Below are 26,999 nucleotides of genomic sequence, written 5' to 3'. Positions count from 1 at the left end.
GTCAGATGGCCGGCAGAACAGTGCGCAAGCGGAACAGGTCGCGGATCGTCGGCGCGGCGGCGGTCGCCGCTTGCGCCGCCCTGGTGCTCTCCGCGTGCGGCAGCACGAAGGACGACGTCGCCTCCGGCGGCAAGGGCGGGGGCGACGGAAAGGGCAAGGTCGGGGTCATCCTGCCCCTGCTCACCTCGCCGTTCTGGCAGTCGTACAACGACTACGTGCCGAAGATGGCGAAGTCCGAGAGCGTGGACGCGCTCAAGACCGTCAACTCCAACAGTGACCCCTCGCAGCAGATCACGGACATCAACAACCAGCTCAACCAGGGCGTCAAGGGCCTCGTAGTCGCGCCCCTCGACAGCGCCGCGATCTCCGCCGGCCTCGACCAGGCCGAGCGCAAGGGCGTCCCCGTCGTTGCCGTGGACGTCGCGCCCGAGAAGGGCAAGGTCGCCATGGTCGTACGCGCCAACAACGTCGCGTACGGCGAGAAGGCCTGCGAGTACCTCGGCCAGCAGGTCAAGACCGGCAAGGTCGTCCAGATCATGGGTGACCTCGCCTCCGTGAACGGCCGCGAGCGCTCGCAGGCCTTCCGCGACTGCGTCAAGAAGAAGTACCCGGACCTCAAGGTCCTGGAGATCCCCGCCAAGTGGGAGTCCGACACCGCCGCGTCCAAGCTGGACACCCTCCTCAACGCCAATCCCGACCTCAAGGGCATCTACATGCAGGCGGGCGGCGTCTACCTCGCGCCCACCCTGCAGACCCTCAAGTCCAAGGGCCTGCTGAAGAAGACCGGCGAGAAGGGCCACATCACGATCGTCTCGAACGACGGCATCCCGCAGGAGTTCGCCGCGATCCGCAAGGGCCAGATCGACGCGACCGTCTCCCAGCCCGCCGACGCCTACGCCAAGTACGGCATGTACTACATCAAGGCGGCGATGCAGGGGAAGACGTTCAAGCCCGGTCCCACCGACCACGACTCGGAGATCGTCAAGCTGCCCAGCGGCATCCTCGAGGACCAGCTGCCCGCGCCGCTCGTCACCAAGGACAACGTCGACGACCCGAAGCTCTGGGGAAACACGGTCAAATGAGCATCTCGACGACAACCACGCCGGCGGTCAGGCCGCTGGTCGAGGCGTCGGGCATCGCCAAGCGGTACGGTCCCACGGTCGCCCTGCAGGACGGTCGCCTGACCGTCCTGCCCGGCGAGTCCCACGCCCTCGTGGGCCGTAACGGCGCCGGGAAGTCCACCCTGGTCACGGTCCTCACCGGCCTCCAGGCACCGGACGCGGGCACCCTCCTGTTCGACGGCGAGCCCGCGCCCCCGCTCAGCGACCGCGACGCCTGGCGCGCCAAGGTCGCCTGCGTCTACCAGAAGCCGACCGTCGTACCCGAACTCACGGTCGCCGAGAACCTCTTCATCAACCGGCAGCCCGGCAGCCGCCGCGGCTTCTTCTCCTGGCGCAAGCTCCAGGAGGAGGCCGCGCAGGTCCTCGACACCTGGGACATCCACGTCGACCCCGACGCCCGCACCGCCGACCTCAAGGTCGAGGACCGCCAAATGGTGGAGATCGCACGGGCGTTGAGCGGCGGCGCCCGCTTCATCGTCCTCGACGAGCCCACCGCACAGCTCGACAACCGCGAGATCGAGCGCCTCTTCACCCGCATGCGGGCCCTCCAGGAATCCGGCGTCACGTTCCTGTTCATCTCGCACCATCTCCAGGAGGTGTACGAGGTCTGCCAGACGGTCACCGTGCTGCGCGACGCCCGCTGGATCACCACGGCGCCCGTCGCGGAACTGCCGCGCGCCGCACTGGTGGAGGCGATGGCCGGCGAGGTCATCGCCGAGGAGCGCGCGGCCGCCCGCGCTGCCGTGGAACACGAGCCCGACGCCACCGTCCTCCTCGACGCGCGCGGCCTCACCTCGGAGGCGTACCACGACGTCGACCTGGCCATCCGCAGCGGCGAGGTCGTCGGGCTCGCCGGATCGAGCGGCAGCGGCAAGATCCAGCTCGCCGAGGCGTTCGCCGGACTGCACACGCCGACCGCCGGAACAGCCCGACTGGACGGCAGGAAGCTGCCGTTCGGTGATGTCGGCGCCGCGCTCGCGGCGGGCGTCGGCTGCGTGCCGCGCGACCGGCACGACCAGGGACTCGTCACCGGCATGACGATCGGCGACAACGCCACCATGAGCGTCCTCGGGCGCCTGGGCCGCTACGGCTTCGTCGGCACCGACCGCAAGCGCCGCTTCGCCGCCGACCTCATCGACCGCCTCGACATCCATGCGGAGGGCCCCGACCAGCCCGTGTCCGACCTCTCCGGCGGCAACGCCCAGAAGGTCGTCATGGCCCGCGCCCTCGCCTCCGACCCCCGCCTTCTCGTCCTCATCAACCCCACCGCGGGCGTCGACGTGAAGTCCAAGGAGTCCCTGCTGTCCCGCATGGACAGCGCCCGCGAGGACGGCACCGCGGTCCTCGTCGTCTCCGACGAGCTCGACGACCTGCGCCGCTGCGACCGGGTCCTCGTCCTCTTCCACGGGAAGGTCGTCGCCGAGCACGCGGCCGGCTGGAACGACCACGAGCTGATCGCCTCCATCGAAGGAGTGGACCATGGCTGACATCAAGGCCCCGTCGGCCTCACCAGCCACCCCTGTACGGCTGCCCGGCAAGGGCTACGCGAAGAATGTCCTGCTGCGCCGGGCGCGCGAACTCGCCCTGGTGCCCGCTCTGTTGCTGCTGATGGTGCTCGGAGCGGTCGTCAACGACTCGTTCCTCACCGAACGCAACCTGATCTCCATCCTCGGCGCGTCCGCAGCCCTCGCGATGGTCGTGCTCGCCGAGTCGCTCGTCCTGATCACGGGCAAGTTCGACCTGTCCCTGGAGTCGGTGGTCGGCATCGCGCCCGCCGTCGGCGCCCTGCTCGTCCTGCCGGTCTCCCAGTCCGGATTCGGCACCGAGTTCCCGACCGTGCTCGCGCTGCTCGCGATCCTCGTCGTGGGCGCGGTGATCGGGGCCTTCAACGGCATCCTCGTCGTGAAGTTCAAGCTCAACGCCTTCATCGTGACGCTGGCGATGCTGATCGTCCTGCGCGGACTGCTCGTCGGCGCGACCAAGGGCAAGACGCTGTTCGGGATGCCCGACGCGTTCTTCTCCCTCGCCACCACGACGTTCCTGCGCATCCCGATGTCGGTATGGCTGGCCGCCGTCGCCTTCGGCGTGGTGGGTCTCATCCTGAAGTACCACCGGATCGGCCGCGCAATGTACGCGATCGGCGGCAACGCCGACGCCGCACGCGCGGCGGGAATCCGCGTCGAGCGCGTGATGCTCGGCGTGTTCGTCGTCGCGGGCGTCCTCGCCTCGGTCGGCGGGATCATGCAGACCGGCTACGTCGGAGCGATCAGTGCCAACCAGGGCAACAACATGATCTTCACCGTGTTCGCGGCGGCGGTCATCGGCGGCATCAGCCTCGACGGCGGCAAGGGCACCATGTTCGGCGCGCTCACCGGCGTCCTGCTGCTCGGTGTCGTCCAGAACCTGCTGACCCTCGCCCAGGTTCCGTCGTTCTGGATCCAGGCCATCTACGGCGGAATCATCCTCCTCGCCCTGATGATCGCCCGTGTGACGACCGGCCGCGCCCAGGACTGACCCCCGCCTCAGCAAGAAAGGCCATCCGTGTCTCCAACTACCGCCAGAATCATCGCGGTTGACACTTTCGACATCCGGTTCCCGACCTCCAGGGAGCTGGACGGATCCGACGCCATGAACCCGGACCCCGACTACTCCGCCGCCTACGTCGTGCTCCGCACCGACGCCGCCGACGGAGTCGAGGGGCACGGATTCACGTTCACCATCGGTCGCGGCAACGATGTCCAGGTCGCCGCGATCGACGCCCTGCGGCACCACGTCGTCGGCCGAGGGGTCGACGAACTGTGCGCCGACCCGGGGACGTTGAACCGCGACCTGATCGGCGACAGCCAGCTCCGCTGGCTCGGTCCCGAGAAGGGCGTGATGCACATGGCGATCGGTGCCGTCGTCAACGCCGTGTGGGACCTGGCGGCCAAGCGCGCCCGCAAGCCGCTGTGGCAGTTCCTCGCCGACGCGCCGCCCGAGTGGCTCGTCTCGCAGATCGACTTCCGCTACATCGCCGACGCGCTCACCCCCGACGACGCCCTCGCGCTCCTCACATCGGGCCGCGAGGGCGCGGCGGAACGCGAGAGTGCCCTGCGCGAGCGCGGCTTCCCCGGCTACACCACGTCACCCGGCTGGCTCGGCTACTCCGACGAGAAGCTCGGCCGGCTCGCCCGGCAGGCCGTCGCCGACGGCTTCCGGCAGATCAAGCTGAAGGTCGGCGCGGACCTCGCCGACGACATCCGGCGCTGCCGCACCGCCCGCTCGGTGATCGGCCCGGACATCCGCATGGCGATCGACGCCAACCAGCGGTGGAACGTCGGCGAGGCCATCGAGTGGACCAAGGCGCTCGCCGAGTTCGACCCGTACTGGGTGGAGGAGCCGACCAGCCCCGACGACGTCCTCGGTCACGCCGCGATCCGCAGGGCCGTCGCGCCCGTGAAGGTCGCCACCGGCGAGCACGTCCAGAACCGCATCATCTTCAAGCAGCTCCTCCAGGCCGGCGCCATCGACATCCTGCAGATCGATGCGGCCCGCGTCGGCGGCGTCAACGAGAACCTCGCCATCCTGCTGCTCGCTGCCAAGTTCGGCGTCCCCGTGTGCCCGCACGCGGGCGGCGTCGGCCTGTGCGAACTCGTGCAGCACCTCTCGATGTTCGACTACGTCGCCGTCGCGGGCACCACGCAGGACCGCGTCATCGAGTACGTCGACCATCTGCACGGCCACTTCATCGACCCCGTCGTGATGCGCGACGGCCATTACACGGCGCCGACCGCGCCCGGTTTCTCCGCCGCGATGCGGCCCGAGTCCATCGCGGAGTACACCTACCCCGACGGCGCGTTCTGGGCCGCCGACCTCGCCCGGCAGGGCACCACCGACCAGAAGGGTGCAGCGGCATGACCGACGCCAGCGACGTGCAGGACTTCGCGGGGCTCAGGGCCCTCGTCACCGGCGGAGCGTCCGGGATCGGCCGGGCCACCGCCGAACTCCTCGCCGCCCGTGGCGCGAGCGTCGCCGTGCTCGACCTCGACCCGGGCAGCGTCGACAAGCCGCTGCGCGGCTACACCGCCGACGTCAGCGACGACGCCTCCGTCCGCGCCGCCGTGGCCGCCGCCGTGGCGGACCTCGGCGGCCTCGACGTCCTCGTCAACAACGCGGGCATCGGCGCCCAGGGCACCGTCGAGGACAACGACGACGACCAGTGGCACCGCGTCCTCGACGTCAACGTCCTCGGCATCGTCCGCACCACGCGCGCGGCCCTGCCCCACCTGAGGGACTCCGCGCACGCGGCGATCGTCAACACCTGCTCCATCGCCGCGACGGCCGGCCTCCCGCAGCGCGCCCTGTACTCGGCGTCGAAGGGCGCCGTGTACTCCCTGACGCTCGCCATGGCCGCCGACCACGTCCGCGAAGGGGTACGCGTCAACTGCGTCAACCCGGGAACTGTGGACACCCCATGGGTCGGCCGGCTGCTGTCCGCCGCCCCCGACCCGGCCGCCGAACGCGCGGCCCTCGCATCCCGTCAGCCCACGGGCCGCCTTGTCTCCGCCGCCGAAGTCGCGGGCGCCGTCGCGTACCTGGCGAGCCCGCTGTCCGGCGCCACCACGGGCACCGCCCTGGCCGTCGACGGGGGGATGCAGGGGCTGCGGCTGCGCCCCGCGGGCCAGTGACCGCCATGCGTACCCGCACCCTGGGCCGGCGCGGCGTGGACGTCACCGAGCTGTCCTTCGGCGCCGCCGGCATCGGCAACCTGTACGCGCCCGTCACCGACGAGGAGGCCCGGTCCGCTGTCGACGCGGCCTGGGACGCGGGCATCCGCTACTTCGACACGGCCCCGCACTACGGCATCGGCCTGTCCGAGCGGCGCCTCGGCGAGGCACTCGCGGCCCGGGACCGGTCGGCGTACACCGTCTCCACCAAGGCGGGACGCCTCCTCGTACCGGCCGGGGAGAGTGGGGGCGACGACCTGGAGAACGGGTTCGCCGTGCCCGCCACGCACCGCCGCGTCTGGGACTTCAGCGCGGACGGAGTGCGCCGCTCCCTGGAGGACAGCCTGACGCGGCTGGGCCTCGACCGCGTCGACGTCGTCTACCTGCACGACCCGGACGACCACGGTGAGCAGGCGTTCCGCGAGGCCTACCCTGCGCTTGAACGGCTGCGCGCCGAGGGTGTCGTCGGGGCGATCGGCGTCGGCATGAACCAGGCCGCGATGCTCACCCGGTTCGTCCGCGACACCGATGTGGACGCCGTCCTGTGCGCGGGCCGCTACACCCTCCTCGACCAGGGGGCGCTGACGGAACTGCTGCCCGAGGCGCAGGTACGCGGCACGTCGGTCGTTGTCGGCGGCGTGTTCAACTCCGGCCTCCTCGCCGACCCGCGGCCCGGCGCGACGTACGACTACGCGGTGGCGCCCCGCGAAGTCCTCGACCGTGCCTACCGGTTGAAGGACGTGGCGCAGCGGCACGGCATCACCCTGCGGGCGGCCGCGCTCGCCTTCCCGTTCGGTCATCCGGCGGTGTCGAGCGTTCTGGTCGGCGCCCGCTCGCCGCACGAAGTCCGGGACACCGCACAGCAGTTCACCGTCGCCGTACCGGCCGCGTTCTGGAAGGACGCCCGCGCCGGGGGACTCCTTGCCGACGGTGTCCCCGTACCCGGAGAGGAGCACGCGTGAGAATCGCCCTGCACACCAAGGTCCGCGCCGACCGCGTCGAAGCGTACGAGACCGCCCACCGCGAGGTTCCGGCCGAACTCCGGAAGGCCATCCGCGCGGCCGGTGCCACGTCGTGGACCATCTGGCGCAGCGGGACCGACCTGTTCCACGTCCTGGAGTGCGAGGACTACGCCCGCATGCTCGCCGAGCTGGACAAGCTGCCGGTGAACATCGCCTGGCAGGCCCGCATGGCCGAACTCCTCGATGTCGTGCACGACTACTCGGCCGACGGCGCCGACGCGGGCCTGCCCGTCGTCTGGGAGCTGTGATGCCCGCGATCGTCGACGCGCACCATCACGTCTGGGACCTCTCCGTGCGCGATCAGGACTGGATCACCGGTGACGAACTCGCCCCGATCCGGCGGGACTTCACGCTGGACGACCTGGCGCCCCTGGCGCGCAAGTCCGGTGTCACGGCCACCGTCCTCGTGCAGACCGTCACCGTCGAGGAGGAGACCCCGGAGTTCCTCGCCCTCGCGCACGACAGCGAACTCGTGGCCGGAGTGGTCGGCTGGGCCGACCTCACGCGCCCGGACATCGGCGACGCCCTGGCCCGGCTCGCCGAACTCCCGGGCGGACGCTACCTGAAGGGCATCCGCCACCAGGTCCAGGGGGAACCCGACCCCGAGTGGCTGCTGCGGCCCGACGTACGACGGGGCCTCGACGCCGTCGCCGACGCCGGTCTGGTCTACGACCTGGTGGTCCTGCCGAACCAGCTCCCCGCCTGCGCGGCGGCGGCCGCCGCTCTGCCCGGTCTCACCTTCGTCCTCGACCACTGCGGCAAGCCGCCCATCGCGTCGGGCGTCACCGAGCCGTGGGCCGACGACGTGCGCGCGCTGGCGGCCCTCCCCAACACGGTCTGCAAACTCTCCGGCCTGGTCACCGAGGCCGACTGGGAGACCTGGACGCCGGGCCTGCTGCGGCCGTACGCCGACACGGTCCTGGAGGCGTTCGGGCCCGACCGCGTGATGTTCGGCTCGGACTGGCCGGTGTGCACCCTCGCCGCGACCTACGAGCATGTCGTGGAAGCAGCACAGGAGTTGACGGGATCGCTGACCACCCCTGAGCGTGACGCGGTCTTCGGGGGCACGGCGACCCGCGTCTACCAGCTCTGAGTCCGGGAGGCGGCAAGCCGCGTCGGCCCCAGGAACTCGCGTACGTACGTCCGCTCCCAGCAGGCACCCGTCGCCCGCAGCTCGCGCCACGTGGTGAAGCGATAGCGGTAGAGCCGGGCGCGGACGTACGTGGGCGGGGCGTCGGCGGGGAACGGTGAGCGGCGCAGGAGCCGCAGGGTGTCGCGGTCGCCGGTGAGGAGGCGCTCCACCAGGCCTCCGAACCAGGACTCCGCGTACATGGGGGAGAGCGCGGCGAACCACATCATCCAGTCGAGCCGCAGATGATAGGGGGCGAACTGGCGTGGCCAGCGCTCCGGATCGCCCGGCTTTCCCTTGAACTCGTAGACCAGCCAACGGGATTCCTCGCGCGGCACCGGGTCGGCCGTGCCCTCGATGACGATCTCGTCCCGGATGCGCCCGACGGAACCGAAGGCGCCGTACGCGTTGACGAGGTGCAGAGAATCGTAGGAGCGGTTCATGGACTGGCGCCGGGACAGCAGGTTGCGTGCCGGGTGGTAGCTCAGCGCGACGACGAGTGCGGTGACGGCGATGACGACGCACTCGTACCAGAGCGGGGCGGCGGCCAGGTGTGGCGGCTCGCGCAGGAGGGAGAAGTCCACCGCCGTCACGGCGAGCAGGATCGTCAGCCAGTTCAGCCAAGAGAAGTTGCCCGAGAGGACCAGCCACAGCTGGGTGAGGATCATCAGGCAGGCCGCGCCCGTCGCGATCGGCTGCGGGGTGAACAGGAACACGGGCACGACGAGTTGGGTCACGTGGTTGGCCCCGGCCTCGACGCGGTGCAGGGGGCGCGGGAGCCGGTGGAAGAACCAGCTCAGCGGGCCCGGCATCGGCTGTGTCTCATGGTGGTAGTAGAGGCAGGTCAGCTTCCGCCAGCACTCGTCGCCGCGCATCTTGATCATGCCCGCGCCGAACTCGAGGCGGAAGAGGACCCAGCGCAGGAGCAGCAGTACGAGCAGCGGTGGCGCCACCCGTTCGTTGCCGAGGAAGACGGCGAGGAAGCCCACCTCCAGCAGGAGTGACTCCCAGCCGAACGCGTACCAGGTCTGCCCGACGTTCACGATCGACAGATAGAGCACCCACGGCACCACCCACAGCGCCATGGCCGCCCACAGGGGCACCCGGTCGGCGAGGCCCGCGACGAGCGCGGCCGACACCGCGGCCCCGCCCCAGGCGACGCCCGCGAAGAACCGGTCCGAGTAGTACGCCCTGAACAGGGTCGGCGCCTGCCGCCACGGCATCCGCGCCAGATAGCGCGGAACCGGCAGCATCCCGCGCTCGCCGATCAGCGCCCGGAACTGCAGCGCCGCCCCGACGAAGGCCACGAGATACAGCGCGGCCAGACCGCGCTGGAAGATCAGGCGGGCGAGCCAGTACCCGGGCGAGCTGAACCACTCCACCTCTCCAGTGTGACGGAGGGGCGCAACGCGCGTGCGGGATCGCATTGCGCTTGCGGGATGCCCGATTTTGCCGCAAACAATGGGGCAAAGTGCCCATATGTAGGCGGGAGAACACGGTGCGCTCACCCACCAGGACCTTTGTCGCTGCCCTGGCGATATCCGCCGCGCTCCTGGTCGCCGGATGCTCGGGGGACAGCGGCAACAACGCGTCGGCCGGCAAGGGGGAGCTCTTCCTCCAGCCCGTGGCCGGCACGGGCCCCGACCCGTTCACCGACTCCACCGCCAAGACCACCGAGACCCCCGCGCCCGTCACCCGAACGCCGCAGCCGCCGTCACCGAGCGGCACCGCCTCCACGAGCACGCAGGGCATGCACCCCGTCGACGGTGCGACCCCCGGCCTCTACGGCGGCACACAGTCCGTCGGAAGCTGCGACGTCGAGAAGCAGGTCACCTTCCTCACCGCGGACCCGACCAAGGAACGCGCCTTCGCCGACGCCGAAGGCATCTCCGCGGACGCCGTCCCCGGCTTCCTGCGCGGGCTCACGCCGGTCGTCCTGCGCGCCGACACCCGCGTCACCAACCACGGCTACCGCTCCGGAGAGGCGACGAGCTACCAGTCCGTGCTCCAGGCCGGCACCGCCGTCCTCGTCGACGACCGCGGGATGCCACGGGTGCGGTGCGCGTGCGGCAATCCGCTGAGCCCGCCCGTCGCGTTCAGGGGGACGCCGAACACCCAGGGGCAGCAGTGGTCCGGCTACCGGCCCACTCGGGTCGTGGTCGTCACCCCGGCACCGAAGGTCATCACGAACATCGTCATCGTGAACATCACGAACAACACGTGGATCGAGCGGAAGGTCGGTGACGACGGGCAGCACGACAAGCGCGTGCCGCCGCCCCCGATGCCGAAACCCCACCCCTCCGACAGTTCCGCGTCGCCCCCGACGTCGCCCCCGACGTCGCCCCCGCCGTCGTCCACGTCGCCGAGCCCGAGCAGCAGCACCGGCCCGCCGGACTCCTCCAGCAGCGCCAGCCCCCCGTCGTCAGAGCCGCCCTCCTCGGAGAAGTCGGCGCCGGCCTCTGAGCCCGCGAGCCCGCCGACCAGCGTGCCCGGCGACACCGGCACCCCCACGGACGCGCCTCCCAGCGACGGATCCAGCGACCTCGGCCCGGACACCGTCCCCGACAGCCCCGACCTGCCCGACGGCAACGGCCTCATCCCCGACCTGCCGTCCGCCGCGAACGTCAGCGACAGCTGACGGGCCCCGTCCCGGCGAAGCGCGCCGGTGGCCGCCGCACCGACGGCCCCCGGCGCGCTCCGGGGCGCGCCCAGGCCCGTCCGGAGTACGCCGTGCCCCGCATGCGAGTGATTCGCGCTGCGCCTAGCGTGGCCCCATGGAAGCCGCCGGTACGGGGGGCGGGGAGCCGATCGACTGCACGCACTGCGGCAGGGCGACAGGGGGCGCCGCCTGCTGCTTCCTCGCCGAGTTCGGGGACCACCTGGGCATCGGCAGCTTCGACTGGGACCTCGACACCGGCCTGATGCACATGGACGCCAAGGCCCACGAGATCTTCGACGTACGCCCCGACGAGTACGACGGGCGTCCCGAGTCGCTCGACATCCGCATCCCCCCGACCGAGGCCACCCGCCTCGACGAAATCGTCTCCACGGCCCTCAAGAGCAGCAACGAGAACTACGGCGCCTACTTCCGCATCAAATGCCGCGACGGCAGGATGCGCTGGACCCACACCCAGGGCTACATCAGGCGCGACGACACCGGCCGCCCGCGCCGCATCATCGGCATCGTCCGCGACGCCACCCAGGAACTCAGCGACAGCACGGCCCGCCGCGAACAGGACGCCCTGCGCCGCCGCCAGACCAGCGTCGTCCAGGGCACCACCGCCGCCCTCGCGCACGCCCGCACCGTCCAGGACGTCATCGACGTCCTCAAGGACAGCCACGGCCTCCAGCACCTCGGCGCGACCAGCCTCGTCATGGGCCTCGTCAAGGCCGGCCGCATCCACCTGGTCGCCGACGGGCCCGAGGGCAGCTTCGTGCCCGGCACCAAGGTCACGCGGATCGACGAGCCCTACCCCATGGGCGACGTCGTGCGCACCCTCGCGCCCCGCTTCATCGATTCCCCCGACGACTTCGCCCGGTCCTACCCGCTGCTGTGGCCGCACATCACCCAGCTCGAGATCACGGCCGCGGCCTACCTGCCGCTCATCGCCCAGGCCCGCCCCATCGGTGCGCTCGGCCTGCTCTACATGGACAAGCGCGGCTTCACCGAAGAGGAGCGCAACGTCCTCGTCGCCCTCGGCAGCAGCATCGCCCAGAGCCTCCAGCGCGCGATGTTCTACGAGCAGGAGAAGGACCTCGCCCAGGGCCTCCAGCAGGCCATGCTGCCCCGCACCATCCCCGCGGTCTCCGGCGCCGACATCGCCGTCCGCTACCGCTCGGCCGCCCTCGGCCGCGACATCGGAGGCGACTGGTACGACGTGATCCCGCTGCCCGGCGGACGCGTCGGCGCCGTCATCGGCGACGTCCAGGGACACGACACCCACGCCGCCGCCGTCATGGGACAGTTGCGCATCGTGCTGCGCGCCTACGCCGCCGAAGGGCACACGCCCGCCACCGTCATGGCCCGCGCCTCCGTCTTCCTCCACGAACTCGACACCGAGCGGTTCGCGACCTGCCTGTACGCGGAGGCCGACCTCTCGACCGGGGTCGTCCAGCTCGTGCGCGCAGGACACCTGGACCCGCTGCTGCGCCTCACCGACGGGACCTGCCGCAGACTGCCCGTCGACGGCGGCCTGCCGCTCGGCCTCTCCGCCGAGTTCCGCCAGCTCGAATACCCGGTCGGGACCGTCGAACTCGACCCGGGCCAGGCACTGATCCTGTGCACCGACGGCCTCGTCGAGCAGCCGGGAACCGACCTCGACGACGGACTGCAGGCCCTCACGGCCCTCGTCAGCAGCGGCCCCCACGACCTCGGCGACCTCGGCGACCTGCTGTGTGAGAGCGTCGACGAACGCGGCGGTGACGACGACGTCGCCCTGCTCCTGCTGCGCCGGCGCGGCATCGGCGCGCCCCAGTCGGGCGGCCGCCTCCAGCAGCACGTCGCGCCGAACGACCCCGAGGCCCTGAGAGAGGCCCGGCACATGATCAGGGCCGCCGTACGGGCCTGGGGCGCCGGCGGGCGGGCGGACGAGATCGAGCTCGTCGCCGACGAGATGATCACCAACGCGCTGATGCACACCGACGGACCCGCGGTCGTCACCCTCCGCGTGATCACCGCGTCCGACCGCAGGCTGCGCGTGGACGTCGAGGACACCTCCAGCGCGCTCCCGCGCCGCCGCGAGGCGGGCGAGGACGGCGTCTCGGGGCGCGGTCTGCTCCTCGTGGACCGGCTCGCGGACGTGTGGGGAGTGGAGGCGCGGGGGAGCGGCAAGTGCGTGTGGTGCGAGTTTGTGGTGCCGGCCAGGGACTGACCACAGGCGCGGTGACGGCTCACCTGGCGCTGTCGGTGCCCGGTGGCACTCTGGACGTATGCCGGAACTTCCCGAGGTCGAAGCGCTGACGGACTTCCTCACCGAGCACCTGGTGGGGCACGAGATCGTCCGCGTCCTGCCCGTCGCCGTGAGCGTCCTGAAGACGTACGACCCGCCGCCCGCCGCCCTGGAGGGCCGCACGGTCACGGGCGTGACGCGGCACGGCAAGTTCCTCGACCTCGACGCGGACGGGCTGCACCTCGTCACGCACCTCGCCCGCGCGGGCTGGCTCCACTGGAGGGACCGGCTCCCCGACGGCCCGCCGCGCCCCGGCAAGGGACCGCTCGCCCTGCGCGTCGCCCTGGAGGACGGCGAGGGCTTCGACCTCACCGAGGCGGGCACCCAGAAGAGCCTCGCGGTGTACGTCGTCCATGACCCGGCCGATGTCCCCGGCATCGCGAGGCTCGGCCCCGACCCGCTCGCCGACGGCTTCGACGAGGCGCGCTTCGCCGCCCTCCTGGACGGCGAGCGGCGGCAGATCAAGGGGGCGCTGCGCGACCAGAGCCTCATCGCGGGCATCGGGAACGCGTACAGCGACGAGATCCTGCACGCCGCGAAGATGTCCCCCTTCAAGCTCGCGTCGAGCCTGACCGCCGACGACGTGTCCGTCCTCCACAAGGCCCTGCGCGACACGCTGACCGAGGCCGTCGAGCGCTCCCGCGGCGTCGCGGCCGGGCGGCTCAAGGCCGAGAAGAAGAGCGGGCTGCGGGTGCACGGCAGAGCGGGCGAGAAGTGCCCGGTGTGCGGCGACACGATCCGTGAGGTGTCCTTCCACGACTCGTCGCTCCAGTACTGCGCGACCTGCCAGACGGGCGGCAAGCCGCTCGCGGACCGCAGGATGTCGAAGCTCCTGAAGTGAACGCCCTGGGGGACGCTGCCCGAAGTCGCCTGCCAGGAACGGGGGTTCACCGCATAGGGATGGCCACCAGACGCGTTCCGTCCGTGGTCCGCACCTCGAAGCGGGCGATCTCCTGAGGGTGGAGCGCCACCGCGCTCTGCGTCGTGGTCGCCGCGGCGTCATGGGCCCGCGCGGCCCAGGTCGTCACCGTCTGCCGTGAACCGTCCTTGCCGACGGCCACCAGCTCGCACACGCGGGGACCGCGCGCGTCACGGACCTCGATCCCCACCGCGGTGCCCCACTCGCGGCCGGACGCCGTCACCGATGCCGACACCCCGGTCCGCGCGTCCCGCGCGTCCAGCCGCACGGCGCCGTCGCCGGATCCGCCCAGGACCACAACACCCGGCCCCGCCACGGCGAGCACGACCGCCGCCGCCATCGCACACAGCCACCGCCTGCGCCCCGCCCGGCGCACCCGCTCCATCCGCGACACCAGTCCGTCCAGAAGCACGGGACCCGCCTCGGCCACGGTCTCCACGGCCGGCGGCGTCGCCCGCGCGTACAGCGCCAGCGCCGCCGTCGTGGACCCGAACTCCCCGACCCGCGCCACGCACCGGGGACACTGCCCGAGATGGTCCTCGAAGCGGAACCGGTCCGCCTCGTCGAGGACGCCCAGCGCGTAGGCGCCGACGTCGCGATGCCGATCCAGGGACCTCATGCCGTTCCTCGCGTCGTACGTGTATGACCTCTGACCGGACGGTGTGTGCCGCTCGCCCTCCCGTACGCAACCGGCCGCCGAATCACTCAAGTCCCACCAGGATTGGCCACCACGGGACAACCACCTACACTCCAACCGCATGCTGCGCGTACTGGCCGTCGACGACGAGGAACCCGCACTCGCCGAACTGCTCTACCTGTTGCGGGCCGACCCGCGGGTGCGCGCAGCCGAGGGCGCCACCGACGCGAACGAGGCACTGCGCCGCATCGGCCGCGCCCTGGACGCGGGAGGCGACGACGCCAACGCCATCGACGTGCTCTTCCTCGACATCCAGATGGCCGGGCTCACAGGCCTCGACGTGGCGCGGCTCCTCGCGGGGTTCGCCAAGCCGCCGATGATCGTCTTCGTCACCGCCCACGAGGACTTCGCCGTGCAGGCCTTCGACCTGAAAGCCGTCGACTACGTCCTCAAGCCCGTGCGCAGGGAGCGCCTCGCGGAGGCCGTGCGGCGCGTCGCCGAACAGGCCGCCGTCGCCAGGCCCACGGTGGACCTCTCCGCCGACCGGATCCCCGTCGAACTCGGCGGCGTCACCCGCCTCGTGGCCGTCGCCGACATCGCGTACGCCGAGGCCCAGGGCGACTACGCGCGCCTGCACACCGCTGACGCCAGCCACCTCGTGCGCATACCGCTGACCACTCTGGAGGAGCGCTGGCAGCCGTACGGGTTCGTCCGGATCCACCGCAGCCATCTCGTCGCCCTGCACCGCATCGACGAACTCCGCCTCGACGGCGGAGGCATGAGCGTGCGGATAGGCGACGCCGAACTCGCCGTGAGCCGCCGCCACGCGAGCCGGGTGCGCGAACTGCTCATGCGGCGCGCGGGCGGCTGACCGGAAACCGCGTGACCTGGGCCGATACCAGTCGACCCCTTCCGCTCGGCCTGCACCCCCGCCTACACTCCGGCCGTGTCCGCCAGCGCTGAGCCCGCACCCCGCCGCGAGGTCGTGACCGGCGAGCCGCGCGCGGTGCGCCGGCTGCCCGGCCACCCCACCCAGTGGGAGATCGACGAACAGACGACGCTGGGCGCGGCCTACGTCCGCTCCCTGATGCGCAGTCAACTCCGCACCGGACTCACCGCGTTCGCGGTCCTTGCCCTGCCCGTGGTGACCCTGCCCCTCTTCTTCGGCGCCCTTCGCAACACCACCGTCGTCTGGATCGTCCTCGGCTTCGGCTGCTACCCGGTCCTCGTCCTCATCGCCTGGTGGTACGTGCGCCGGGCCGAGCGCAACGAACGCGACTTCGCGCGCCTCGTGCACGGCCGGGCCGTCCGCGACCGCCACGGTGCGCCGTGAACGAGGCGTACGCGATATCCGCGGTGACCGTGGTCGTCCTGGCCACGGTCCTCATCGGCGGCTTCGGCCTGCGCATCTCCCGCACCACCTCCGACTTCTACGTCGCCTCGCGCACGGTGGGCCCCGGCCTCAACGCCGCCGCGATCAGCGGCGAGTACCTCTCCGCGGCCTCCTTCCTCGGCGTCGCCGGACTGCTGCTCGTGCACGGCCCCGACATGCTCTGGTACCCCGTCGGGTACACCGCCGGATACCTCGTCCTGCTCGTGTTCGTCGCAGCCCCGCTGCGCCGCTCCGGCGCCTACACGCTGCCCGACTTCGCCGAGGGCCGCCTGGAGTCCCGCAGCGTCCGCAGGGTCGTCAGCATGCTCGTGGTCGGCGCGGGCTGGCTCTACCTCGTGCCCCAACTCCAAGGCGCGGGGCTCACGTTGCAGATCCTCACGGGGGCGCCGCGCTGGTTCGGCGGGGCGCTCGTCGCGGCCGTCGTCGTTCTCGCTGTCGCCGCGGGCGGCATGCGCTCCATCACCTTCGTACAGGCCTTCCAGTACTGGCTGAAGCTGACCGCGCTGCTCGTACCCGCGTTCTTCCTGGTCCTCGCCTGGCACGGCGACGGCGGCGCCCCGCCGCCCGCGGACGGCCTGCCCTGGTCGGGCGCGGGCTCCGGGCAGCCGCTCGCCACCAGCCGCGCGGACCACCCGCTGTACGCGACGTACGGCCTCATCGTCGCCACGTTCCTCGGCACGATGGGCCTGCCCCACGTCGTCGTCCGCTTCTACACGAGCCCGAACGGCCGCGCGGCCCGCCGCACCACGGTCGCCGTGCTCGGCCTCATCGGGCTCTTCTACTGCCTGCCGCCGGTCTACGGCTGGCTCGGCAGCCTGTACGCGCCCGAACTGAGCGCCACCCAGGACGCCGACGCGGCCGTCCTGCTCCTGCCGGGGCGGGCCGTCGGCGGGCTCGGCGGGAACCTGCTCGGGGCGCTCGTGGCGGGCGGCGCCTTCGCCGCGTTCCTGTCGACCGCCTCGGGCCTCACGATGGCCGTCGCGGGCGTGCTCAGCCAGGACGTCCTGCCGGCCCGCGGCGTGAGGCACTTCCGGCTGGCGACACTCCTCGCGATGACCGTGCCGCTGGGCGGGGCGCTCCTGGTCAGCGGGGTGCCGGTGGCGGACGCCGTAGGGATGGCGTTCGCGGTGTCGGCGTCCTCGTTCTGCCCGCTGCTCGTCCTCGGCATCTGGTGGCGACGGCTCACCCCGCCCGGCGCGCGGGCCGGACTGCTCCTCGGCGGCGGCTCCGCGCTTGTCGCGGTCACCCTGACCGTCGCCGGCGTCGTACAAGGCGGCTGGCTGCACACGCTGCTCGCCTGGCCCGCCGTGTGGTCGGTGCCGGTCGGCTTCCTCGCCATGATCCTCGTGTCGCTCGCCACCCAGGACTCCGTACCGCCGCACACCAGCGCCACGATGACGCGACTACACCTCCCGGAGTCGCTCAGCGTGCGCGGGACGATCACCACGGGCGAGCCGGGAGCCCGGCCGTGACCGCCACCGCCGTGCTCCTCGCCCTGTGCCCGCTCCTCCTCGCGGGAGGCTTCGTCCTCGGCCGGCGCACCGCGCACCCCGGTGGCCGCAGCGACGTGGGTACGCCGGTGGAGCGGGCCACCTTCGACACCCTGCACACCGCCTCGCTCGCCGCGCCGCCGCTGCGGGCCGGGCTCACCGAGGAGTCGGCGCGCAGGTCGGCCCGCAGGCTGCGCACGCTCCTCGGCACCGACGCGCTCTGCCTCACCAACCGCACCGCCGTCCTCGCCTGGGACGGCGCGGGGGACCCGCACGGCAAGCAGGTCATGGGGCATCTCGAAGGGCTGCTCGACACCGGGCGCAGCGCCGCGTTCGGCTGCGGCTGCGACGCCGTCGACTGCCCGCTGCGCTGGGCCGTGGCCGCCCCGATCGTCACCGACGGACGCGTGCTCGGCGCCCTCGTCGCCTACGCGCCCCGCGAGTCGGCCGTCCTCGCCCGGGCCGCCGACGAGGTCGCCCGCTGGATCTCCGTACAGCTGGAGCTGGCCGAACTCGACCGCTCCCGCACCCGGCTCATCGAGGCGGAGATCAAGGCGCTGCGCGCGCAGATCTCGCCGCACTTCATCTTCAACTCGCTCGCCGCCATCGCCTCGTTCGTCCGCACCGATCCCGAGCGGGCCCGTGAACTCCTCCTGGAGTTCGCCGACTTCACCCGCTACTCGTTCCGCCGCCACGGCGACTTCACCACGCTCGCCGACGAACTGCACTCCATCGACCAGTATCTGGCCCTGGTCCGGGCCCGGTTCGGCGACCGGCTCTCGGTCACGCTCCAGATCGCGCCCGAGGTGCTGCCGGTGGCGCTGCCCTTCCTGTGCCTCCAGCCCCTCGTCGAGAACGCCGTGAAACACGGCCTGGAGGGCGCCGTCACCCGCAGCCGCATCACGATCGGCGCCCGGGACGCGGGCGCGGAGGCGGAGGTCGTCATCGAGGACGACGGGGTCGGCATGGACCCCGGCGAGCTGCGCGCGATCCTGCGCGGCGAGGGCGGCACCTCGACCGGGATCGGCCTGTCGAACGTCGACGAGCGGCTCAGGCAGGTGTTCGGCGACGACTACGGCCTCGTCATCGAGACCGGCACCGGCGCGGGCATGAAGATCACCGTGCGGATCCCCAAGTACCGCGCGGGTGTGCACTCTTCGGGCGTAGAGGTCGGGTAGCGGGCGCAGCGGCCGCAGGGGGCCTCAGAACAGATGGATCGCCAGATGGCCCAGCGGCAGCCCGAGCTGCCACGCCGGTGTCCACACCTGCGGCCCGTCGTCCCCTTCGTCGGGCAGCGGCCCGCGGCCCGGCACCGAGTCCAGATCGGGAGCCAGCAGCTCCGTCTCCTCCAGCCACCGCCACGCCGCCTCGGCCAGTTCGAGGTCCGGCGAAGGTCTGTTCTCATCGAGCGCCTGCGCGGCAAGGCGCGCCATGTGCTCCCGTACCCAGTACTGCCACGGCTGGTCGTACGCCGTCAGTGACAGCCAGTTCTCCAGCTGGGACACGACCCGGATGCCGGACAGCTCGCCGTCCGTGTCCGACAGGAAGATCGTCAGTGCGAGTGCGTCGCGCCCGGCCCGGAACTCGAAGGACGTGGGCGGCATCAGATCACCGGTGCGCAGCAGCTCATCGGCGATGTACTCGGCGTACAACCACGCCATCGGCACCGTCAGTTCGCCGCCGCCGGCGCCCGATGTGCCTTCCTTGCTCCCGTGCAACATCCCTTCCTGCCTTCCTCCGGTCATGCGCTCCGCCGGCCCCCGGGCCCTCGCGTCCGACCGGGCAGGGGAGGACAGCCGATTACTCAATCGAGGACCGGGGCACCGGGCAAGGCGCTTTACGGAGGCTTGACCTGCCGTCCGGTTTCAATGCGGGGCGGCCGTGTTCGCCTCGTAGCCCGGGAGCACCCTGCGCAGTGCGCGCAGCGCGTAGTACGCGCGGGACTTCACGGTACCGGGCGGGATCCCGAGCGCCGCGGCAGCCTCGGCCACGGAGGCGCCCCGGAAGTACACGTGGAGGAGCACCGCCCGGTGCTCCGGGCTGAGCGTCGCCACGGCCTCACGGACGTCGAGCGCGGCCGCCGAGCGCTCCGCGTGGTCGGCGCAGACCCGCGCGCTCTCCAGGACGGTGCCGCCGATCTCCGGGGGCCGGGCGAGCCGCGCGCGCCGGGCGTCTATGGCCAGCCTGCGGCCGACGGTGAACAGCCACGGCCGCACGGACTCGTAGTCGGCGCGCAGCGCCTCCGGATGCTGCCAGGCGCGTACGAACGTCTCCTGGACCAGGTCTTCCGCCCGCTGCCGGTCGCCGTCGCACAGTCGCAGGAGGAAGGAGAGAAGCGGCCTGCCGTGCTCGCGCTGGAGCTCGGCCAGCACATGTTCTGCCGTGTGGTCGGGTCCTTCGGTCTTCATGGCGGTCGTCATGGCCGTATGGCAGCGCAGCACGCTGCTCACGCCCAGAGCGGGGGCGGCGGTCTGCGACGGGCGGTCGATGCGGTCGGCGAGCGGTGCGGTGAACGGGGCCGACTGCCTCGGAACGTGACGCCGTTCCGGGGACTGCGGCGGTATGGAGCCTTGACTCGGCCTGACGCCCGTACGTCTATGCCTATGTCGAAAATCACCTTATGCACCGAATCGGGAGCTTGATCGATGACGCACCGCAGACGCGGCACAAGGCACACGGGACACACCCGGCGCACGCGGCACGCACGGCAGGGCGCAGTGGTCCTGGCCGCCGCACTGATCGCGGCGGGCGCGGGCTGCTCCGCGCCCGAGGACGGCGCACACCGCGCGGCCCCCCACGGCACCGGCGCCCCGGCGCCGTCGGCCGCCGGCGGCGCCACCGACGGGCAGCGCGGCTTCACGCTGGTCGCCTCCGGCGACGTACTGCCTCACGCGTCGATCATCGAGCAGGCGAAGACCGACGCGAGCGGCGACGGCTACGACTTCGCGCCGATGCTGTCCGCCGTGCAGCCGGTCATCTCCAAGGCGGATCTGGCGATCTGCCACATGGAGACGATCTACGGCGCGGGCGGCCACTACACCGGCTCCCCGACCTTCAAGTCCCCGCCCGAGGTCGCCAAGGGGCTGCGCGACACGGGCTACGACGCCTGTTCCACGGCCTCTAGCCACGCCCTCGACGACGGCGCCGCCGGTATCGACCGCACCCTCGGCGCCATGGACCGCGCGGGCATCAGCCACACGGGCTCGGCCCGCACCGCCGCCGAGGGCAGCAGCCCCGCGTGGCTGCGCGCCGGTGGCGCCAAGGTCGCCCACCTCGCGTACACGTACGACACGAACGGCCTCCCGCTGCCCAAAGGGCGCCCGTGGGCCGTCAATGTGATTGACCGTCAGAGGATCGTCAAAGACGCGCGGGCGGCCCGCAAGGCGGGCGCGGACGTGGTCGTCCTCTCCCTGCACTGGGGCACCGAGTGGCAGGAGGAGCCGGACGAGGACCAGTTGCGACTCGGCGACGAGCTCACCGCTTCGCGCACGGACGGCCGCCCCGACATCGACCTGATCCTCGGCACGCACGCGCACGTCCCGCAGGCGTACGAGAAGGTCAACGGCACCTGGGTGGTCTACGGCATGGGCGACCAGATCGCCGGCGAGATGTTCAACACCGACGGCGCGCAGGACGCGCGCGGCAACGAGGGCACCATCGGCCGCTTCACCTTCGCGCCGCCGGAGCGGCCCGGCGGGCGCTGGGAGGTGCGCAAGGCCGAGTTCATCCCGCAGTGGTTCAACCTCGGCTCGAAGCGCGTGATCAACGTCAACCAGTCCATCCACGACGGCCTCGGCCTGACGGACGTCCGCGACCGGATCAGTCAGGCCGTCCTCAGCCGCGGTGCCGCCAAGGACGGCCTGACGATGGGCCGGTAGGCGACGGGCGGGTAGCGGTCAGGACTTCGTCAGCGGGTCCGTCTTCGCCAGCTCCGACCTCTTGTACGAGTAGCTGAATTGAAGTGCTCTCCTCCCTTCGCAAGCTCAGGGAGGAGATTCCCACCTACCTTGCGGTGGCGGGCTTGGCGCCGCGGGTGCGCCTGACGACTGCCCTCCCGGCAGCCGGGATCGCCACGAGGCCGATCCGGTACAGGTGCAAGATGTTCCGGGCCGCGTTCCAGTCGGCGTTGCCGGACCAGCCGCAGTCTGGGTTCTTGCACACGAACGTGGCCTGGCCTTCCCGGCTGCCGGGCGTGAGGAAGCCGCATGCGGAGCAGCGCAGGGAAGTGCCAGGGGCGGGAACCCTGTGCAGGGTGCCGCCATAGCGGCCAGTCTTGTACGTCAGCATCGTCACGGTGCGGCCCCATGCCTCCTGGCTGATGGAGCGGTTCAGGCCGGACTTCTGCGCGACGTTTGTCCCGGGTTCCTCGATGGTGCCCTTGGCCGACTTGACCATGTTCGTGATGTTGAGTTGTTCGACCACGACCGTGCCGTACTGCTGGGCGATACCGGTGGTGGTCTTGTGCTGCCAGTCAACGACTCGGCGCGTGGCTTTTGCGCGGAGCTGCTTGATCTGGTCGTAGGTGTGGTTCAGCCGGTTGGAGCTGCGCTCCTTCGGCTTGCGGAAGGACTTGCGGTGCGCGGCCCGTTGTTCGAGGCGGAGCAGCTTGGCCTTTTCATCCGGGTTCAGCCACTTGTCCCGGTTGGCGGTGCCATCCGGGAGCCGGGCGGGTCGTCCGTGATCCTGATGGTTGCCATCGGACAGGGCAAGGGGAAGATTGACCCCGGCATCGATGCCGATCTCAGGGCCGGTGTGCGGCTCAGGCTTTGATTCCAGAGTCAGGACACGGAAGGCGATATGCCATCCGAGTCCGTCTTTGACCAACCGCGCCCCGGTGATCCGATTCTCCCTGTTGGCGAGCTTGCCGACCGGGAGAACCTTGGTCCAGCGGAAGCGGACCCGACCGACCTTGGGAATGTTGACCATGCCCCAACGGCGGTGCACCCGCTTGATCTGGAGATCGCGGCCCTGCGGGATGTCGACGGACATGACGGTGCGCAAACGGGCCTTGAAGTTCGGCTCGTCCGCCCGCCGGTTCCAGCAGTTCCGCCACGCCTGGACGTACGTCTTCAAGACTGCCTGCGCGGCCTGCGCGGGCAGCACCGCATACCAGTCGATCTCCTTGCGCGCCTGCCGCACGGTCTGATCCAAGCGCGTCAGGGAGCGCTGACACCTCGGCGTCATCTGCCACAGGTCGTGGAGCTGATTCCACATCGCTCGTGCGGCGTGCGCCTGGTCGTCCATGAGCCGGGCCTGTGCAGGCGTCACCGCCAGCCGGGCACGGTGCCCGAACTGCCGCTTCTCCCAGACAAGTTCGTCCATCACGATCACTCTACGACATTTGGCTTATGTCACCACGATGGAACCTGAACCCTCATCCTGATGTGCGCACCGGCGCCACGTCGTTCACAACCTGCACGCCCACTTGGTTTTTTTGTCACCAAGTGCCGGCGCAACGCATTCACCGACGCCATGCTGACGCGCACCGAGGAGATCATGCGCGAGGTCTGCGGGGACTTCGAGGCCGAACTCAAACAGTTCAACGGCGAGCAGGACCATGTACACCTGCTCGTGCACTGCCCGCCGAAAGTCTAGCTCTCCAAGCTGGTCAACTCCCTCAAGGGCGTCTCCTCCCGCAGGCTCCGCCAGGAGTACAGCACGCACGTCCGCCGTTACCTGTGGGGCGGACACTTCTGGTCCGGCTCCTACTTCGCCGGGTCCTGCGACGGAGCACCACTGACCGCCGTCAAGCAGTACATCGAGAATCAACAGCGTCCAGTGGTCTGAAGACAAGACCGGCCAGGTGCTCGACCTCTTCGCGGACGGCAGTGGGCTGACGGGCGATCATGATGGCCCAGCCGCTGCGACTGAGGAAGACGGCACGCCCGAGGGTTCGGGGGCGGTTACGGGACCACGGTGACGGGCCAGCGCCCGGCTTTCACCAGCCGGATCGCGACCGACCCGACGATGCGGTGTCCCGCCTGCTCGGACGCGCCGACGACCACGGCGTCCGCCTTCAGGTCGTCGGCGGCGGTGACCAGGCCGTTGTACGGGTCGCCGCGGAAGGTGTGGAACTCCCAGCGCACCTCGAATATGTCCTTCACCCGCTCCGCCGCCTCCCTGATCTCGGCGATCAGACCCTCGGCGATCTCGTCCGTGGTGTCGGCCACGGGGACGCCGAGCGCGGCGCCGGCGGCCATGACGGGCTGGACGTAGACGACGGCGAGGAGAGCGCGCTGACGGCGCGCGAGGCCCCCGGCGTAGGACGCGGCGCGCAGCGAGGAGTCGGAGCCGTCCACCCCGACCACGATCACCTTGGGGCCGTCGGTACCGCGTTCGAACTGGTGTGGCTGCTCTGCGTTCACAGCGGTGAGGCTAGCGGAAACCCCAGGTCCCGCAGGCCATGGGGGCGAGCCTTTCCGTACGGGCCGCCTCGGGCGCTGCTGGTCCCATCGGGTGCTTTCGGGAGGGGGCGCGGCGTTGGAATGCGGCCCGCGTCGGGCGCCGTGCGACGCATTAGTCATGAAACCGGATCAGAACAATCCAGGGCGGCGGGCCCTGTTCCGCGGCGTGGCGCTCCTCGGCCTCGGCGCCGTCGCCGGCTGCACCGGCGCCCCCGGCCGCCCGAGCGCCCCTGCCGCGGGGCCGCAGGCCGCGAAGGCGATGCGGCCGTCCACGTACCGCCTCCAGCCCCTGGCCGGATACGGTCCGCCGCACGCGGCGCCTACCCGGCTGCCGGTTCGGCACGAGCCGATCCTGCAGATGGACACCCACGACGAGAGCATGGTCCTCACCTTCGACGACGGACCCGACCCGCTCTACACCCCGCACATCCTGCGGACGCTGCGTGAGCACGACGTCCGCGCCATGTTCTTCGTCTGCGGGGAACAGGTCGAGTGGAACAAGGACCTGCTGCGCGAGATGGCCGACGACGGGCACATCGTCGGCAACCACACCTGGACGCACCCCCTCCTGACCGAAATGTCGCGCGCGGCGATGCGCTCCGAGATCGAGCGGACCTGCGAGATCATCGACGACACGATCGGCGAGCCGCCCGCCTGGTTCCGCGCGCCGTACGGCGCCTGGAACCGCAACGCGTTCCGCATCGGCGCTGAGCTCGGCATGGAACCCCTCGCGTGGACCGTCGACACCAACGACTGGTCGGAGCCGGGCACCCGCTCCATCGTCCGGGCGGTCCGGGCCGGGGCGGCCCCCGGCGTGGTGGTCCTCAGTCATGACGCGGGCGGCAACCGCTCCCAGAGTGTTGCCGCCCTGCGCATCTTTCTGCCGGAACTCCTCGACTCGGGCTACCGCATCACGGTGCCCAGGCGTCGGGGAGTCTGAGGCGGGATTTCGCCCGCCGGGTCAGCGCACCTCGACCAGGCGGGCGAAGACGACGACATTCCCGTCGTAGCCGTTCTGCTCGGAGAATCCGCCGCCGCACGTGATCACTCTCAGTTCGGGCGCTCCCGTACTGCCGTAGACGCGATTACCCGGGAAATTCGCCTTCTCGAAGACCTTGATGCCGTAGATCTCGAACACGGCGGTCTTCTGGTCCTTGCGCACGACCTGGACGCGATTTCCCTTTTTGAGCGAGCCGAGGCCGTAGAAGACCGCGGGCCCCTGCTGGTTGTCGACATGGCCGACGATGACGGCGGTGCCCTTCTCGCCCGGAGTCACGCCACCGGTGAACCAGCCCGCGAGATTCGGGTCCTCGGGCGGCGGGGCGTCCACCCAGCCGTCCGGATCGACCCCTACGGGCGTGACCGGGGCATCCACCTGGATCGCCGGGATCCGCACCCGCTCCGCCACGGAGAACGGCAACGGCTTCGGCGCCGTCGCGCCGGGACTGGACGGGGCGCGGAAATCTCCTGCCGCCGCCGAAGCGGGCTGCGGGGGACCGAGGTCGAATTCCCCCGATCCATTGCGGATCAGCGCGATTCCGGTGAGCAGAACCAGCGCGATCACGCCCCACGGCGCGCGCTTCCTCTGCTGACCCTCCTCCTCGGCCGGCTGGGACGAAGACATTCGTTCACCCCTCTCGACGCGGCGGCGATACCGCGACAGTTGCGCTCACGAAAACGCTAAGCGAGGCGCACGCGGCGGGCGACAGCGCGGGAGCGAACGGGTGGCGGCCAGGAATGCGGTGTGCCATACGACTCCGGGTCGTCAAAGATTCCTGACAGCCCGTGGCCTGCGGCCATATCAGCCCCTACGAATTCCGCCGGCGATGCCCGGAACGCCGTGTACGGGCCCGGACGGCCGCGATCCGCGTAGGGCGAACGGGGCAACGGTGTGCGCCGGTCAGGCGACAGGTGACGGCTCGTCGGGTCCCATCGTGTGCCATACGTGCGGGCCCGCGCCGCGCCACTCGACCAGATGGGGATCGTCGAGCGTCATGTCGGACTCGCCGAGCCCCGCCGAGCGCAGCAGCCGGATCAGGTCCTTATCGCTGTGCGCGAGCCCGACGGCCCGCCCCCGCATGGTGACGTGCCGCCCGCCCTCGGGTGCGGGAGGGTGTACGACGATGGGGGTGTGCCAGGCAGTCATGGCACCAGAGTGCGTCGCCGGGACGCCGGGCGCAGCCCGCGCCCCGCTGGGAGAGGCAGGCAGTGATGACGGACGGCACGGCATCCACCGGGTTTCCGCGCGGGATCGGCGCTCCGGCGCTGCGCGCGCTGAACGGGGCCGGATACACGGAACTCGCCCAGCTCGCGGACGTGCCCGTGAACGAGCTGAAGGCGCTGCACGGGATGGGTCCCAAGGCGTTGCGGGTCCTCGGCGAGGCGCTGGCCGAGCGGGGGCTGGCGCTGGGCGGGCCGCGCTGACCCGGAGGTGAGCGCGGCCCGCCGGTCTCACCCCCCGGCGTGCGGGAACAGCATGAGGAACGGTTCCACAGTGGCCGCGACCCCGCGGCTGTAGGGCGCGTCGAGGTCCCAGACCAGGAAGAGCAGGAACGCGATCAGCGCGGAGAAGAGCCCGGCGAGGATCAGTTCGCGTGCCGTCCGGCGGATCTGGAGGGCGAAGACCATGCCGATCGTGACGAGCCCTCCCGTGATGAGGCCGAACCACACGACGCCCGGCATGGTGGCGCCGGTGGAGTCCGCGCGCGCGTTGCGGGCGTCGTCCGCGGCGGTGATCTGGTCGAGCAGCGGCTGGTAGGCCTGCGCCTCGAAGTCGGTCTTCGGCTGGTAGTCGGTGACGTCGTGGCGCACCTTGTCGAGGAGCCGGGTGCCCTCGGCGGTGAGATGGCCCTGGTTCTTCATCGTGCGCCACTCGGTGGTGACGACGTGGCTGACATAGGTGTCGACATCCGCGCGGATGCGGGTCCTGACCTCCGTCGGGTAGACGCGGACGCGTTCATGGACCTCGTGCAGGGCCTGCGCCTCGTTGCGTACGTGGTCCTGGGCGGCGCTGCGGCCCTCCCAGACGCCCGCGATGGCGAGGCCCAAAACGATCGCGTACACCACGCCGATCATCATCGTCATGTACTCGATGACGTCCGGGGTCTCGCTCGGGTCGTCGTCGTCACCGATCCTGCGCTGCTGAAGGACGGTCACGGCGAGCACGACCGCGCACGCGGCCACCATCGCGAGGGTGAGAACAAGCCATTCCGACATCGGGACCTCCGGG

General features: G+C 71.1%; 27 protein-coding genes and 1 pseudogene. 19 read left to right on the top strand and 9 right to left on the bottom strand.

The features are described 5' to 3' along the window. The first annotated feature begins 5 nt into the window (after positions 1–5). The 8 genes from OG456_RS01175 to OG456_RS01140 are packed head-to-tail and all read left to right on the top strand — an operon-like array spanning position 6 to position 7,942. Positions 6–1,082, top strand: coding sequence for a sugar ABC transporter substrate-binding protein (locus OG456_RS01175; protein WP_266556307.1), 1,077 nt, complete (start codon positions 6–8; stop codon positions 1,080–1,082). Continuing rightward, the gene (locus tag OG456_RS01170) at positions 1,079–2,608 is read left to right on the top strand and encodes a sugar ABC transporter ATP-binding protein (protein WP_266556305.1); all 1,530 of its coding nucleotides are present in this window, start codon (positions 1,079–1,081) and stop codon (positions 2,606–2,608) included. Before OG456_RS01175 ends, OG456_RS01170 begins: the two co-directional genes overlap by 4 nt. Continuing rightward, entirely contained in the window at positions 2,601–3,635 is a 1,035-nt protein-coding gene (locus OG456_RS01165) for an ABC transporter permease (RefSeq protein WP_266556303.1), read from the top strand. The genes OG456_RS01170 and OG456_RS01165 overlap by 8 nt, the downstream gene beginning before the upstream one ends. A 27-nt stretch (positions 3,636–3,662) precedes the next feature. Further along, on the top strand, positions 3,663–5,018 hold the full coding sequence (locus tag OG456_RS01160) for an L-fuconate dehydratase (RefSeq protein WP_266556301.1): 1,356 nt from the start codon (positions 3,663–3,665) through the stop codon (positions 5,016–5,018). Between the two features lie 14 nt (positions 5,019–5,032). Continuing rightward, positions 5,033–5,788, top strand: coding sequence for an SDR family NAD(P)-dependent oxidoreductase (locus OG456_RS01155; RefSeq protein ID WP_266568977.1), 756 nt, complete (start codon positions 5,033–5,035; stop codon positions 5,786–5,788). Positions 5,789–5,793: 5 nt separating this feature from the next. After that, positions 5,794–6,789 carry an aldo/keto reductase gene (locus OG456_RS01150; protein ID WP_266556299.1) on the top strand — a complete coding sequence of 332 codons (996 nt, stop codon included), beginning with the start codon at positions 5,794–5,796 and terminating at the stop codon, positions 6,787–6,789. After that, entirely contained in the window at positions 6,786–7,097 is a 312-nt protein-coding gene (locus tag OG456_RS01145) for an L-rhamnose mutarotase (protein ID WP_266556297.1), read from the top strand. The genes OG456_RS01150 and OG456_RS01145 overlap by 4 nt, the downstream gene beginning before the upstream one ends. Next, positions 7,097–7,942, top strand: a complete 846-nt coding sequence (locus OG456_RS01140; RefSeq protein WP_266556295.1) for an amidohydrolase — start codon at positions 7,097–7,099, stop codon at positions 7,940–7,942. The genes OG456_RS01145 and OG456_RS01140 overlap by 1 nt, the downstream gene beginning before the upstream one ends. Here the strand turns inward: OG456_RS01140 and OG456_RS01135 are convergent. Further along, positions 7,930–9,360: a lipase maturation factor family protein gene (locus OG456_RS01135; protein WP_266556293.1), complete on the bottom strand. Its 1,431-nt coding sequence runs from the start codon at positions 9,358–9,360 to the stop codon at positions 7,930–7,932. The two genes, OG456_RS01140 and OG456_RS01135, sit on opposite strands and share 13 nt — an antisense overlap. A gap of 116 nt (positions 9,361–9,476) precedes the next feature. Here OG456_RS01135 and OG456_RS01130 point away from each other — a divergent pair, with 116 nt between their 5' ends. The 3 genes from OG456_RS01130 to OG456_RS01120 all read left to right on the top strand — a co-directional run bounded on the left by OG456_RS01130 (position 9,477) and on the right by OG456_RS01120 (position 13,768). After that, the gene (locus OG456_RS01130) at positions 9,477–10,616 is read left to right on the top strand and encodes a DUF6777 domain-containing protein (protein WP_266556291.1); all 1,140 of its coding nucleotides are present in this window, start codon (positions 9,477–9,479) and stop codon (positions 10,614–10,616) included. Positions 10,617–10,752: 136 nt separating this feature from the next. Beyond that, positions 10,753–12,849 carry a SpoIIE family protein phosphatase gene (locus OG456_RS01125; protein WP_266556289.1) on the top strand — a complete coding sequence of 699 codons (2,097 nt, stop codon included), beginning with the start codon at positions 10,753–10,755 and terminating at the stop codon, positions 12,847–12,849. A 58-nt stretch (positions 12,850–12,907) separates the two neighbouring features. Further along, on the top strand, positions 12,908–13,768 hold the full coding sequence (locus tag OG456_RS01120) for an Fpg/Nei family DNA glycosylase (protein ID WP_266556287.1): 861 nt from the start codon (positions 12,908–12,910) through the stop codon (positions 13,766–13,768). Between the two features lie 46 nt (positions 13,769–13,814). On the opposite strand, the gene OG456_RS01115 is transcribed toward OG456_RS01120, so the two are convergent. Further along, positions 13,815–14,465 carry a zf-HC2 domain-containing protein gene (locus OG456_RS01115; RefSeq protein ID WP_266556285.1) on the bottom strand — a complete coding sequence of 217 codons (651 nt, stop codon included), beginning with the start codon at positions 14,463–14,465 and terminating at the stop codon, positions 13,815–13,817. Between the two features lie 139 nt (positions 14,466–14,604). On the opposite strand from OG456_RS01115, the gene OG456_RS01110 reads away from it, so the two are divergent. The 4 genes from OG456_RS01110 (at position 14,605) to OG456_RS01095 (ending at position 18,544) form a co-directional block, all read left to right on the top strand. Then, entirely contained in the window at positions 14,605–15,354 is a 750-nt protein-coding gene (locus tag OG456_RS01110; protein WP_266556283.1) for a LytTR family DNA-binding domain-containing protein, read from the top strand. 114 nt (positions 15,355–15,468) lie between these two features. Next, positions 15,469–15,816, top strand: coding sequence for a hypothetical protein (locus tag OG456_RS01105; RefSeq protein WP_116506061.1), 348 nt, complete (start codon positions 15,469–15,471; stop codon positions 15,814–15,816). After that, a complete protein-coding gene (locus tag OG456_RS01100) occupies positions 15,813–17,348 on the top strand; it encodes a cation acetate symporter (protein ID WP_266556281.1) in 1,536 nt (511 codons plus the stop codon). The genes OG456_RS01105 and OG456_RS01100 overlap by 4 nt, the downstream gene beginning before the upstream one ends. Beyond that, positions 17,345–18,544 (top strand): sensor histidine kinase, encoded by a 1,200-nt coding sequence (locus OG456_RS01095; RefSeq protein ID WP_266556279.1) that lies wholly within the window; start codon positions 17,345–17,347, stop codon positions 18,542–18,544. Before OG456_RS01100 ends, OG456_RS01095 begins: the two co-directional genes overlap by 4 nt. Positions 18,545–18,568: 24 nt before the next feature. Here the strand turns inward: OG456_RS01095 and OG456_RS01090 are convergent, their stop codons facing one another. Then, complete coding sequence (locus tag OG456_RS01090; RefSeq protein WP_266556277.1) at positions 18,569–19,087, bottom strand: hypothetical protein; 519 nt, start codon at positions 19,085–19,087, stop codon at positions 18,569–18,571. 144 nt (positions 19,088–19,231) lie between these two features. Then, the gene (locus OG456_RS01085) at positions 19,232–19,774 is read right to left on the bottom strand and encodes a sigma-70 family RNA polymerase sigma factor (RefSeq protein ID WP_266568973.1); all 543 of its coding nucleotides are present in this window, start codon (positions 19,772–19,774) and stop codon (positions 19,232–19,234) included. Positions 19,775–20,011: 237 nt separating this feature from the next. Here OG456_RS01085 and OG456_RS01080 point away from each other — a divergent pair, with 237 nt between their 5' ends. Next, positions 20,012–21,244: a CapA family protein gene (locus OG456_RS01080; RefSeq protein WP_266556275.1), complete on the top strand. Its 1,233-nt coding sequence runs from the start codon at positions 20,012–20,014 to the stop codon at positions 21,242–21,244. 124 nt (positions 21,245–21,368) lie between these two features. On the opposite strand, the gene OG456_RS01075 is transcribed toward OG456_RS01080, so the two are convergent. Continuing rightward, positions 21,369–22,688 (bottom strand): transposase, encoded by a 1,320-nt coding sequence (locus OG456_RS01075; protein WP_266556273.1) that lies wholly within the window; start codon positions 22,686–22,688, stop codon positions 21,369–21,371. A gap of 91 nt (positions 22,689–22,779) precedes the next feature. On the opposite strand from OG456_RS01075, the pseudogene tnpA reads away from it, so the two are divergent. Then, positions 22,780–23,153, top strand: a pseudogene (gene tnpA, locus OG456_RS01070) (IS200/IS605 family transposase). Between the two features lie 116 nt (positions 23,154–23,269). Here the strand turns inward: tnpA and OG456_RS01065 are convergent. After that, positions 23,270–23,731 carry a universal stress protein gene (locus tag OG456_RS01065; protein ID WP_266556271.1) on the bottom strand — a complete coding sequence of 154 codons (462 nt, stop codon included), beginning with the start codon at positions 23,729–23,731 and terminating at the stop codon, positions 23,270–23,272. 157 nt (positions 23,732–23,888) lie between these two features. Between OG456_RS01065 and OG456_RS01060 the strand changes: the two genes are divergently transcribed. Beyond that, positions 23,889–24,710, top strand: a complete 822-nt coding sequence (locus OG456_RS01060; protein ID WP_266556269.1) for a polysaccharide deacetylase family protein — start codon at positions 23,889–23,891, stop codon at positions 24,708–24,710. A gap of 21 nt (positions 24,711–24,731) precedes the next feature. Here OG456_RS01060 and OG456_RS01055 read toward each other — a convergent pair whose 3' ends face one another. After that, positions 24,732–25,394 (bottom strand): class F sortase, encoded by a 663-nt coding sequence (locus OG456_RS01055; protein ID WP_266556267.1) that lies wholly within the window; start codon positions 25,392–25,394, stop codon positions 24,732–24,734. A 276-nt stretch (positions 25,395–25,670) separates the two neighbouring features. Beyond that, positions 25,671–25,916 (bottom strand): hypothetical protein, encoded by a 246-nt coding sequence (locus tag OG456_RS01050; protein WP_266556265.1) that lies wholly within the window; start codon positions 25,914–25,916, stop codon positions 25,671–25,673. Between the two features lie 65 nt (positions 25,917–25,981). Between OG456_RS01050 and OG456_RS01045 the strand changes: the two genes are divergently transcribed. After that, complete coding sequence (locus tag OG456_RS01045) at positions 25,982–26,194, top strand: DNA-binding protein (protein WP_266556263.1); 213 nt, start codon at positions 25,982–25,984, stop codon at positions 26,192–26,194. 27 nt (positions 26,195–26,221) lie between these two features. Here OG456_RS01045 and OG456_RS01040 read toward each other — a convergent pair whose 3' ends face one another. Next, a complete protein-coding gene (locus tag OG456_RS01040; protein WP_206302000.1) occupies positions 26,222–26,986 on the bottom strand; it encodes a DUF4239 domain-containing protein in 765 nt (254 codons plus the stop codon). Positions 26,987–26,999 lie beyond the last annotated feature (13 nt).

The organism is Streptomyces sp. NBC_01446 (assembly GCF_026340095.1).
Lineage (GTDB): Bacteria > Actinomycetota > Actinomycetes > Streptomycetales > Streptomycetaceae > Streptomyces > Streptomyces aureus.
The sequence above is the reverse complement of the archived record's forward strand: the minus strand, read 5'-3'. Positions and strand labels throughout refer to the sequence as shown.

Coding starts and splice junctions, on each gene's coding strand:
- OG456_RS01175 (WP_266556307.1), top strand. CDS start 6: ATGGCCGGCAGAACAGTGCGCAAGCGGAACAGGTCGCGGATCGTCGGC.
- OG456_RS01090 (WP_266556277.1), bottom strand. CDS start 19,087: ATGTTGCACGGGAGCAAGGAAGGCACATCGGGCGCCGGCGGCGGCGAA.
- OG456_RS01060 (WP_266556269.1), top strand. CDS start 23,889: ATGAAACCGGATCAGAACAATCCAGGGCGGCGGGCCCTGTTCCGCGGC.
- OG456_RS01055 (WP_266556267.1), bottom strand. CDS start 25,394: ATGTCTTCGTCCCAGCCGGCCGAGGAGGAGGGTCAGCAGAGGAAGCGC.
- OG456_RS01045 (WP_266556263.1), top strand. CDS start 25,982: ATGACGGACGGCACGGCATCCACCGGGTTTCCGCGCGGGATCGGCGCT.
- OG456_RS01170 (WP_266556305.1), top strand. CDS start 1,079: ATGAGCATCTCGACGACAACCACGCCGGCGGTCAGGCCGCTGGTCGAG.
- OG456_RS01140 (WP_266556295.1), top strand. CDS start 7,097: ATGCCCGCGATCGTCGACGCGCACCATCACGTCTGGGACCTCTCCGTG.
- OG456_RS01125 (WP_266556289.1), top strand. CDS start 10,753: ATGGAAGCCGCCGGTACGGGGGGCGGGGAGCCGATCGACTGCACGCAC.
- OG456_RS01120 (WP_266556287.1), top strand. CDS start 12,908: ATGCCGGAACTTCCCGAGGTCGAAGCGCTGACGGACTTCCTCACCGAG.
- OG456_RS01085 (WP_266568973.1), bottom strand. CDS start 19,774: ATGAAGACCGAAGGACCCGACCACACGGCAGAACATGTGCTGGCCGAG.
- OG456_RS01110 (WP_266556283.1), top strand. CDS start 14,605: ATGCTGCGCGTACTGGCCGTCGACGACGAGGAACCCGCACTCGCCGAA.
- OG456_RS01050 (WP_266556265.1), bottom strand. CDS start 25,916: ATGACTGCCTGGCACACCCCCATCGTCGTACACCCTCCCGCACCCGAG.
- OG456_RS01150 (WP_266556299.1), top strand. CDS start 5,794: ATGCGTACCCGCACCCTGGGCCGGCGCGGCGTGGACGTCACCGAGCTG.
- OG456_RS01075 (WP_266556273.1), bottom strand. CDS start 22,688: ATGGACGAACTTGTCTGGGAGAAGCGGCAGTTCGGGCACCGTGCCCGG.
- OG456_RS01080 (WP_266556275.1), top strand. CDS start 20,012: ATGACGCACCGCAGACGCGGCACAAGGCACACGGGACACACCCGGCGC.
- OG456_RS01115 (WP_266556285.1), bottom strand. CDS start 14,465: ATGAGGTCCCTGGATCGGCATCGCGACGTCGGCGCCTACGCGCTGGGC.
- OG456_RS01165 (WP_266556303.1), top strand. CDS start 2,601: ATGGCTGACATCAAGGCCCCGTCGGCCTCACCAGCCACCCCTGTACGG.
- OG456_RS01040 (WP_206302000.1), bottom strand. CDS start 26,986: ATGTCGGAATGGCTTGTTCTCACCCTCGCGATGGTGGCCGCGTGCGCG.